The organism is Staphylococcus ureilyticus, assembly GCF_002902235.1.
Classification (GTDB): Bacteria; Bacillota; Bacilli; order Staphylococcales; family Staphylococcaceae; genus Staphylococcus; species Staphylococcus ureilyticus.
On record NZ_PPRL01000089.1, the window covers coordinates 31,480 to 41,404 of the forward strand.

At 30.9% G+C, this 9,925-nt stretch carries 10 protein-coding genes; 3 read left to right on the top strand and 7 right to left on the bottom strand.

What is annotated here, in order from left to right:
* Positions 1-423: 423 nt before the first annotated feature.
* Both CD150_RS09650 and CD150_RS13770 read left to right on the top strand, forming a co-directional pair.
* Positions 424-1,089, top strand: a complete 666-nt coding sequence (locus tag CD150_RS09650) for a DUF1361 domain-containing protein (RefSeq protein ID WP_081370522.1) — start codon at positions 424-426, stop codon at positions 1,087-1,089.
* On the top strand, positions 1,086-1,361 hold the full coding sequence (locus CD150_RS13770; RefSeq protein ID WP_070657624.1) for a hypothetical protein: 276 nt from the start codon (positions 1,086-1,088) through the stop codon (positions 1,359-1,361). Before CD150_RS09650 ends, CD150_RS13770 begins: the two co-directional genes overlap by 4 nt.
* A 76-nt stretch (positions 1,362-1,437) precedes the next feature.
* Here the strand turns inward: CD150_RS13770 and mdh are convergent, their stop codons facing one another.
* The 5 genes from mdh to CD150_RS09680 all read right to left on the bottom strand — a co-directional run bounded on the left by mdh (position 1,438) and on the right by CD150_RS09680 (position 5,474).
* On the bottom strand, positions 1,438-2,376 hold the full coding sequence (gene mdh / locus CD150_RS09660) for a malate dehydrogenase (protein WP_073343271.1): 939 nt from the start codon (positions 2,374-2,376) through the stop codon (positions 1,438-1,440).
* Between the two features lie 239 nt (positions 2,377-2,615).
* On the bottom strand, positions 2,616-3,233 hold the full coding sequence (locus CD150_RS09665; protein WP_103161532.1) for a DedA family protein: 618 nt from the start codon (positions 3,231-3,233) through the stop codon (positions 2,616-2,618).
* Positions 3,234-3,276: 43 nt separating this feature from the next.
* Positions 3,277-3,576, bottom strand: a complete 300-nt coding sequence (locus CD150_RS09670) for a hypothetical protein (protein ID WP_064209544.1) — start codon at positions 3,574-3,576, stop codon at positions 3,277-3,279.
* Positions 3,577-3,601: 25 nt separating this feature from the next.
* Positions 3,602-4,510 carry an aldo/keto reductase gene (locus tag CD150_RS09675; protein WP_103161533.1) on the bottom strand — a complete coding sequence of 303 codons (909 nt, stop codon included), beginning with the start codon at positions 4,508-4,510 and terminating at the stop codon, positions 3,602-3,604.
* A 37-nt stretch (positions 4,511-4,547) separates the two neighbouring features.
* Positions 4,548-5,474 carry a CobW family GTP-binding protein gene (locus tag CD150_RS09680; protein ID WP_103161534.1) on the bottom strand — a complete coding sequence of 309 codons (927 nt, stop codon included), beginning with the start codon at positions 5,472-5,474 and terminating at the stop codon, positions 4,548-4,550.
* A 226-nt stretch (positions 5,475-5,700) separates the two neighbouring features.
* On the opposite strand from CD150_RS09680, the gene mgrA reads away from it, so the two are divergent.
* The gene (mgrA, locus tag CD150_RS09685) at positions 5,701-6,144 is read left to right on the top strand and encodes a global transcriptional regulator MgrA (protein ID WP_046207364.1); all 444 of its coding nucleotides are present in this window, start codon (positions 5,701-5,703) and stop codon (positions 6,142-6,144) included.
* A gap of 307 nt (positions 6,145-6,451) precedes the next feature.
* On the opposite strand, the gene cydC is transcribed toward mgrA, so the two are convergent.
* Both cydC and CD150_RS09695 read right to left on the bottom strand, forming a co-directional pair.
* Positions 6,452-8,128, bottom strand: coding sequence for a thiol reductant ABC exporter subunit CydC (gene cydC, locus CD150_RS09690; protein WP_073343280.1), 1,677 nt, complete (start codon positions 8,126-8,128; stop codon positions 6,452-6,454).
* Positions 8,125-9,750 carry an ABC transporter ATP-binding protein/permease gene (locus tag CD150_RS09695; protein WP_103161535.1) on the bottom strand — a complete coding sequence of 542 codons (1,626 nt, stop codon included), beginning with the start codon at positions 9,748-9,750 and terminating at the stop codon, positions 8,125-8,127. The genes cydC and CD150_RS09695 overlap by 4 nt, the downstream gene beginning before the upstream one ends.
* Positions 9,751-9,925 lie beyond the last annotated feature (175 nt).

A 9,925-nucleotide genomic window follows, 5' to 3' on the forward strand; every position in this document is an offset into this window, starting at 1 on the left:
ACAAGTCCAAATCATACTAATAAACTTTAAAAGTAAACAACCTCATCGCTCAAAAACGGAAAATTTAAAAATAATGTATATTAACTCAAATGCTTTATATTTACTTTGTTTTGAAAATAGCTATTTATGTATAACTTGTTTTTATTTTTAAAACGTTTTCAATAGGTTCGAATTATGTTTATAATTGAAATTTTCGTTTATAAATTGTATTATGAAAAATCACATTCGTAATTTTATATTGCTTTTCCCTTGATATTGAGCTTTTTGAGGGGATTTTTATTTGCTATTTAAAAATTAAACTGCTTGTCATTTACTAAACATTAACTAAACTTAATCAATGAGAATATTAAAAATACATTTTCAAACAAAGTCGTATTTTTAACATTAGCTAAAACTGTACCCCCTAAAAATAATTATATGAACATGTGTGTTTATCACATATATAAATCTATAAGGAAAGTAGGTGTAAGTATCGCCCCACGTTACATTGCTAGAACAATATTTTTAATTTTAATGATTATATCTATTTTCTTTAACCAATTTTATCAATTTATGACACTCAATCTATTTTTAGCATATATTCCATTTGAATTGTGCTTACTATTAAATTTATTTAAACCGAAATATAAATATGAATGGCCATTATTTATCGTTTTTGTACTTATATTTTTATGCATGGTACCCAATACACTATATATGGTTACTGATTTAATACATTTAAATCAATTTACTTTTAATTTTTATCAAGGGCTAATCATCGTTGAATGGATGTATTTTACTTTTTTAGTTGCCGGTGTCTTGTTAGCCTTATATTTATTAATTTTAATGTTTGTAGAAATGGAAAATTTTACAACGCATCGTTGGTTAAATAGAAGCATTATATTAATAATGATGTTTTTAAATGGCTTAGGTATTTATATCGGACGGTTCTTGCGTTTGCATTCTGTTTATATTATCAATGAACCACTTCGAATTTATAGAGAAGTCATCAATCATTTAGATTTTGATGCTTTCCTTTTTGTCATATTACTTGTATTGCTTCAAGTTTTAATTTATACATTTGCGAAAGGAGTACAACATACAAAATGACTTTTAATATTTTAATTTTACTTATTGTACTCATCGTATTTCAGCTAATTATTGGACATTTACTCCATGACATAGGATTTTCATACACAAAAAGCATTCTACTCATGTGTTTACCACTAGGTATCGGTTTATTTTATTTGCAATTATTCTATTACGAACGTAAATATCCTGATTGGCATGTTTCTATTAAAACAAAGTTAAGGTTAAAGTATATGTATATTTTAACTTTTCTTGAGTACGTTGCGGTGTATATCTGTATTTTCAGGATGTAATCACAAATTTAATTATATAACGAAACACCCACAGCAGACTTATTAGCCATGTTGTGGGTGTTTCTTTTTAAAAAAGTTATTTATTTTTTAGCGATTGTTTTACTTGTTGAACAGCATTTGCTGAAATTTTTAATTGTTTTAATTCTTCACCAGAAAGCTCGAGTTCTAAGATACGTTCTATACCATTTTCTCCTATTATTGTAGGGACACCTAAGCAAATATCAGAAAAACCATATTCATTCTCTAAATATGCAATAGAGGGTAATAAACGTTGTTGATCTTTTAAAATTGCTTCCAACATCGTATACACTGCTGAAGCTGGCGCATAATAAGCAGAACCAGTACCTAATAATTCTACTATTTCAGCACCACCTTTTCGAGTACGTTCAATAATTTGGTTAATAGTAGTTTCATCTAATAATTTAGTCAATGGTACACCATTAACATTTGTAGCATTAACTAACGGAAGCATGGTATCTCCATGACCACCTAGTACTAATCCTTTAATATCTTTAATCGAAACGCCTAAAGCTTCCGCTATAAATGTTTGATATCTTGCAGTATCTAAAATACCCGACTGTCCAAGAACGCGTTCTTTAGAGAAACCTGATGCTTTTAAGACCGAATAGGTCATTGCATCAACCGGATTAGTGAGCACTATAATTTTACATTCAGGAGAATATTTAACAATTTCTTTTGTGACATCTTCCATTACTTGTTCATTTATTTTAACCAAATCATCTCTGCTCATTCCAGGCTTGCGTGGCACCCCAGCAGTAATCACAACAATATCCGAGTCTTTTGTATCTGCATAGTCTACTGAGCCTGAAACATTTACATCAAAGCCATAAATTGGACTACTTTGTAATATATCCAGTGCTTTACCTTTAACCTGTCCTTCATTTTTAGGTTGATCAATTAATACAACATCTGCTAATTCATGTTTAGCTATAATAAAAGCTAATGTAGATCCTGTATTGCCAGCACCTATAATAGAAACCTTTTGTTTTGTCATAATATCATCCCCTTATAATGATAGATAAGTGAATTGTCTTAGTATGCTTGAATTACATTTCTCAATTTATTGCGTTAGTGAGACTTATGCATGAATCTCAATCCTAGTCAACTTTGACAAAGTGTGCACATACAATCAATTTGAATAAATTTAAGTGCTATCTCACACCATAAGATGTTAATAAGTAAACCATTCTTTAGTAGCTACTAAAATATTGTTCGAATTCGCAAAGCTTATGCTTAATTTTGCTTATGCTTTCGTTGACGTTTCAACCACTTCCAAATAATAAAAATAACTAAAATAATAAGTACGATATAAATCATTTTAGAGTAAATATCCATATAGTGCACAATCACATGCCAATTGCTACCAACTGTTTGTCCTAAATAAATTAAAACGATATTCCAAATCAATGTACCAATTGTTGTAAATAATAAAAACAAAGGCATATTCATGCGTGTTAAACCAGCAGGAATTGAAATTAAACTTCTTAAAAGAGGTACAAATCTACAGAAAAATATCGTCCAATAACCGTATCGCTCGAACCAATGCAGTGTTTTATCTAAATCACTTCTTTTTACTCGTATTATTTTTCCATAACGATCTACAATTTTATATAAATTTCTTTCTCCTATCCAAGCACCTATGCCATAAAGAGAAATCGCTCCAACAATAGATCCTACAGTTGATGTAAGTGTTACACCAATAAAACTCAAGTTTGAGTGTGTGGTCATAAAACCACCAAACGTTAAGATGATTTCAGAAGGTATAGGAGGGAAGATATTTTCTAAAAATATCAGAAAAGCAATTCCCCAGTAACCAAATTGTTCCATAAAATGAGTGATCCATTGCTCCATGTATGCCCTCCTACTACTTATTTAGATCAAGTAATATTGTACATTATAGTAAATTATTTGATTTAGCATATAAATACATCGTCATTCCAAATAGTGCTAATGACATTAAGGTTAAGATAATTGCTAAGACCATCACACGTTTATAATGCTTTATAAATGCCACAAACAATATCCCACCATTGTATAAAAAGAACAAACCAAACAATGCCATCATGACATTTATGTCAGGATATATTATGTTTAATAAAGCAATTACTATTGCAAAACCTAAAAAAGGAAAGTTAATAAAATTGCGTTGAAATCTAAACTGATCTCTATGATGTTGTTCATTCTGAATACTCATGTTCTACGCTCCTTCTAATTATAATCTAAGGAATATCATGACCTAAGGAAGCTGTATAAATATCAAACCATTCTTGGTCAGTTAACGTTATTGTCATACCTTGTAATGCTTCATCAATACGATTAATCTTTTGCGTGCCTAACACTGGCATAATTGACGCTGGATGTTTTTTTAACCAAGACATTATAATTGCAGTTGTCGTAACGTTATACTTTTGTGCCAATGGAGATATAATCGCAGTGATTCTTGCTGATTTTTCGTCTTCAAGATCAAACAGTTTCCCTCCAGCCAACGGACTCCATGACATAATTTTAACATCATCTTTGTACATATAGTTAATGGTTCCATCTTCAATCGCATCTAATGTATAAGGAGAAATTTCTAATTGATTTAAAGTAATATGTAATTTATCACAAACTAAGCATTTACTTAATAAATCATACTGAGATTTGTTAAAATTTGACACACCGAACGATTTGATTTTCCCTTCTTTAACTAAAGATTTAACAGCTTCAGTGATTTCGTGAGGATCCATTAACGGAGATGGTTTATGAATCAATAATGAATCTAACTGTTCTACTTGCAATTGTTTAAGCGAACGTTCCACAGTTTCTCTGATATGTTTTTTACTGTGATCGTATCGATGTCCATTTGCTGCCGCCAAATGCTCTGATGGCAATACAATGCCACATTTAGAAACGATTTCAAGATGCTCCCGTAGATTAGGTGATAATTTAAGCGCTTCTCCAAAAATCCCTTCACAACTATAATCACCGTATATATCTGCATGATCCATAGTAGTAATTCCACGCTCGACTAATTCATTAATATAGTAATTTAATTGTTGTGGTGTCCAATCCCAATCTTTTGCTCTCCAAAACCCTTGTATTACATTTGAAAAGGATACATGTTGGTTAATTTTCACTCTTTCCATAATGAATCAAACCCCTTCTTCAGTACATTAATTTAAATTAGGTAAATTGTAGCATATCTAATTGATTTCGTAGTTGATTTATATCTAATTGTTCACCAATCATAACAATCGTTAAGGGTACTTCTTTATCAATCGTTTGATAATCTGGTAATCCAAACGCATATTGAAATTCATAAATGTCGTTGGGCATATCTTTAAATTTTACATATCCCTTTAATCTTAGAACATTATCTGGCAACCGTAAAATAAATTGATAAAATAATTGTCTATGAATAGGTCCAGAAAAATGATAATGTAGACGATTTATCCCATGATGATGTACATGGTTATTAATATTCATTTGGTTTTCATTTTCAACCAGAGCAATTTGATTCATATCCATATCTGCATATGTAGTAAAATATTTGGATGCTGTTGGATTAATTTTGCGGATTGCTTCATCAAGCTCATGTGTATGATTATCAATGAGATCCATTTTGTTCATCACTATGTCATGGCATACAGATAATTGTTCTTCCATCAATTGAATTGTATGGTTTGTATATTGAAAACGATTTAAGAAGCGAGGCCCATCCACCAAGCCTACTACTGTGGGTTGAGCGACTTGTTCAATAATTTCAGGATCCTGGCATGCTGCAATAATTTCAATTGGATGTGCTAAACCTGTCGCCTCAATTATTATATGGCGCATTGCACTTTTGCTTAGAAAATGTTTTAATTGTTTTATTAAATCTAGTTGCAAATCACAACATACGCAACCATTTAATATTGACGCAACCTCAATATCATCGCTAATAGCATAGCTATCTATATCTAAATTACCGTTTTCGTTTACGATTACACTTGGGTTTTCATTGTTTTTTTGTAAATATTTTACATATTTACTAAGAAAAGTTGTTTTACCACTCCCTAAAAATCCTGTGATAATCGTAATTCGGGTTTTTTGATTGTTAATATTTTTCATATACTCACTCATTTCATAAATAAAAATGTTTGCGTAAAACTTTAATTATTCTTATAATTAACCTTTCACTTGATAAAATGTTGACTTTCTTCTAAACTTTATACATACTTTATTTTAGCATGGCACAGTGTGAAAGTATGCTTGAGGAAGTGTTACACAACAATAGACGGATTCAAATCCGATAACAGAAAGAACAAAACGGATAGAATGTCTGGAGGAGAACTTTATGTCTGAACCACTTAATTTAAAGGATCAATTATGTTTCAGTTTGTATAATGCTCAAAGACAAGTAAATCGCTACTACTCTAACAATGTCTTTAAAAAATACAAATTGACATATCCACAGTTTTTAGTTTTAACAATCTTATGGGCTGACTCACCTGTTAATGTGAAAAAAGTCGTAACTGAATTAGCACTTGATACAGGTACTGTATCTCCATTACTAAAAAGAATGGAGCAAGTTGATTTAATTAAACGTGAACGTTCTGAAGTAGATCAACGTGAAGTGTTTATCCACTTAACAGATAAAAGTGAAGCAATTCGACCTGAATTGGACACAGCATGTCAAGATGTGGCAGTTGCATCTTCACTTAGCGCAGAAGAAAACAAAGAACTAAATCGATTACTTTCAAAAGTAATTAATGCCTTTACAGAAGAAAAAGCAAAATAATGCTAAATTCTAAATGTTAAGGTTAAACACTATGAAATTGATTAATTAAATATATTGATTTAAAGCTAGAGTCTAGGACATTATTGATTTGTTCTAGGCTCTAGTTTATTTTAAAGCCCCACTTCCCAACTTGTTGGGTTAGTGGGGCTTATGCATGAGCTACAGCTCAGGTACTCCTTTATTCCACTTCCCAACTTGTTGGGTTAGTGGGGCTTATGCATGAGCTACAGCTCAGGTTTTCGCTTTAAATCTTTAACATTTTCCATTTACAAATCAAGTACTTATATTGCTGTCTTTTGTTAAAAAGTCACACTTGATTTAACGTGACCATTTGATATAAATAGCCTTTATTTGATAGTAACGATTGGTAATCTCCTTGTTCTATGATTTTACCGTCAACCATAACCACGATTTTATCAAATTTTGGTAGTAATCGTAAATCATGTGTTGCCACGATTAGTGTTTGAGATTGCTTGTGAATTTCATCCATCACATGATTCGTATGATAAATATCTAACGCTGTTGTAGGCTCGTCCAACACCCAAATCGGAGCTTCTTTCAATAATAATCTTGCAATACCCATTCGTTGAATCTCACCGCCAGACAGTGTATTACCTGAAAGTGTGATGTGTCTATCTAATTCAATGTGCGATAAACCTAGTGTATCAAAAACTTCTTTGATTACTGCATCATCTTTATCAGTGAATAAATTATCACGTACTGTACCATCAAATAACTGTTGTGACTGTAACAGAGCATTAATCGAACTGTATTTATTTGAATCTAAAAGGGTTGTAATATCTTGATTATTTATTAAAACCACACCATTTTCACTTTGATAAAGTCCCAATATTAACTGTAATAAGGTACTCTTACCTGAGCCGGAAGGTCCAATAATTGCTACATGTTCACCTTCATGCACCCGTAATTTCAATTCTTTTAAAGTGTAATTCGATTGATTCCAATATTTAAAATCAACATTTTTAACTTCTACGAAAGGTTGATGCACATCACTTTCTAGTGATAGTGGTTGATTGCCTTGTTGCATTGGGTGAGCAATAACTTCATTAATATTGCTCAATGCTTCATCCGTCTCGGCTTTATAATAAGCCACATTACTCATAGGGATTGCTTGTTCGAATAATGTTAACATCATCAAAACAATACTTGTTAAGTAAACAACATCTAATTGTTGATTTTGCACTTGTATAACACCTAAATATAAAGTTGCAAATAAAGCAATCATTGAAACCAGATTCAAACTATATTCATACAATGATAAGAATCGTTGCTCTTTTGCTTGTGCTTGTTCATACTGATTCAATTGATTTAACACCCGATGTTGATAATATGCTGTTTGGTCAAATCTTGCAAGTTCTTGATACCCTTCTTTATAATCGTAAAATTGATTTAAAAATTGATCTTGTACACGATTAACATCTCTTTTTAATAATTGTGCTTTTTTCGCGCTTAACCAAGGGATTAAAACCAATGTTATCAACATACTTAAAAAGATGATAATTGCATGAACAAATGAAAAATAAAACGTCACAACCATTGCAATCATTGCCGTTAAACCAATGACTACTGGCGGATAATAAACTCTTAAATAAATATTTTGTAGTGCTTCTACGCTACCAACCATGCGCCCAAGTAAATCACTTGATTTAAATTTTCTATACACATCTGGCACGACAGGTATAATATGTTTGAAGAATTGTACTCTCACATTTCTCAACATAGTAAATGTGGCTCTGTGAGACAGCAATCTTTCAATATATCTTGCAACAGCACGTATAAACCCAAACATTTTAACAGAAACAATTAAAACCATTAATGCAAACAATGGTGCCCCTAATGCACTTTGCGTCACCATATAACCACTCAAGAAAAACATGCTTAATGCAGTTAAACTGCCCAATATACCTACAATAATAGATAAAACCAAATCTTTATCTACCTTAAATTGAATACGTGGTCTCAACAAAAGCCACCACCTTTATACGCATTTTGCTCGATTACTTTTATAGCTTCAACGGAACCTTCATTAATTTTTATACGTCTATCTGCATTTTTTATTGTATGTTCTCTATGTGCGATAGTGATGATCGTCGTATTTTCAAACTTTCTGTTTATCACAGATTGAATGACATGCTCAGTTTGTACATCTAATCCCGTTGCAGGCTCATCGAATATCAGTACATCAGGTTGTAATAATAATAACCGTGACAGTTCAATTCTTCGCATCTGCCCTCCAGATAGCATCTCTCCACCTTCACCAATCCAAGTATCAATACCCTTTTCTAACTTATTGACAATATTTTTTAAGTTAACATCGTCAAGCGCTTCTAAAATTTTATCTTTTTCAATTTTTTGGAACATCGTCATATTATCTCTTATAGATGCATTAAAAATATATGGATGCTGACTCAAAAAACCAATTTTTAACTGTTGTTTATAAATAACAGAACCATATTGTGGTTTAAAATGTTGTGCTATAACTTGAGCTAAAGTAGATTTTCCAGCTCCACTTTTTCCAATTAATGCAATATGTTCCCCTTCATAAATACTAATGTTGATATCTTGCAAAGCATGTTGCTGTGCATCATTGTATTTATAATACACATGCTCAAGTTGTATTAATGGCTTTTGATAACTATTCGTTTGCACTTGTGGTTTCACATATGCTTCTTGTCGATCTAATAAATCGAAAACAACGTCACTTGAACCTTCACTTTGCTTTCCAGTATGAAAAGATTGACCTAAATCTTTAATAGCATTATAAAATTCCGGTGCTAATATAATTGCTATGGCTGCAGTTTTAAAATCTATACTATTAAATAATATTAATCCTAACCCCGCTTCTAAAGCAACAAGGCCAATTCCAAGCATACTGATAAACTCTAACATCAAACCTGATAAAAAAGCACTTCTTAAAATACGCATTGTTAAATTTCGAAAAGTCGTACTTTCTCCATATAAAGATTGTTCTGTAGCTTCTGTTTTATTAAATAGTTTGAGAGTAATCAAACCCTTTATTTTATTTAAAAATTGTTGACTAAATTGATTTAAATAAGTCATTTTATCTTTTGACTCATCACGTGTTTTCAACCCAAAAATGATATAAAACATTGGTATAAATGGTGCTGTAACAATCATGATTAAAGCCGTGTTTAAATGTATGAAACACATTGCAATAATGATAAATAGTGGTATCATCATAGACTTAAGAACTTGAGGAAAGTAACTATTAAAGAATGGTGCTATACCATCTATATTTTCAGTCAATGTATTAATTTGAACACCAATAGGTTCTGAAGATTTATTTAAAATCAATTGACGTCGTAAATCATATTTAACGCGAGAAGACATACGATTACCTATTATTTGATTTATTGTGTTAAATGTCGCTCTTGCTAATAAAACAATTAATGTCACTAGTAGTAAAATTAACAAATCTTGATGTGTATGACGTAACATTGCATTTAAAATTTCTGCAATAGCAATGTTCTGAATGACTACAGTAATCGCTAATATTGTACTGATTACAAACATTAATATCGGATAAATTTTATATTTCATCGCTAAACTTGTTAATCTTTTCACAAATATCACCTGGCTCATATTATAAATGGAATGTATTAAAATGAAATGAATTGGCTCAAAAATTAATACATTTTTATTTACTTAATTCATATTTTTGCCATAATTATAATCAAATGATTGAATGCTTAAAATTCAAAAGTAAAAAACAAACTTTCATAATTATATAGTTAATAAA

Bases quoted from the DNA above. Each gene is read 5' to 3' on its own strand.
- CD150_RS09675 (WP_103161533.1), bottom strand. From the start codon at position 4,510: ATGGAAAGAGTGAAAATTAACCAACATGTATCCTTTTCAAATGTAATA.
- mgrA (WP_046207364.1), top strand. From the start codon at position 5,701: ATGTCTGAACCACTTAATTTAAAGGATCAATTATGTTTCAGTTTGTAT.
- mdh (WP_073343271.1), bottom strand. From the start codon at position 2,376: ATGACAAAACAAAAGGTTTCTATTATAGGTGCTGGCAATACAGGATCT.
- CD150_RS13770 (WP_070657624.1), top strand. From the start codon at position 1,086: ATGACTTTTAATATTTTAATTTTACTTATTGTACTCATCGTATTTCAG.
- CD150_RS09680 (WP_103161534.1), bottom strand. From the start codon at position 5,474: ATGAAAAATATTAACAATCAAAAAACCCGAATTACGATTATCACAGGA.
- CD150_RS09670 (WP_064209544.1), bottom strand. From the start codon at position 3,576: ATGAGTATTCAGAATGAACAACATCATAGAGATCAGTTTAGATTTCAA.
- CD150_RS09665 (WP_103161532.1), bottom strand. From the start codon at position 3,233: ATGGAGCAATGGATCACTCATTTTATGGAACAATTTGGTTACTGGGGA.
- CD150_RS09650 (WP_081370522.1), top strand. From the start codon at position 424: ATGTGTGTTTATCACATATATAAATCTATAAGGAAAGTAGGTGTAAGT.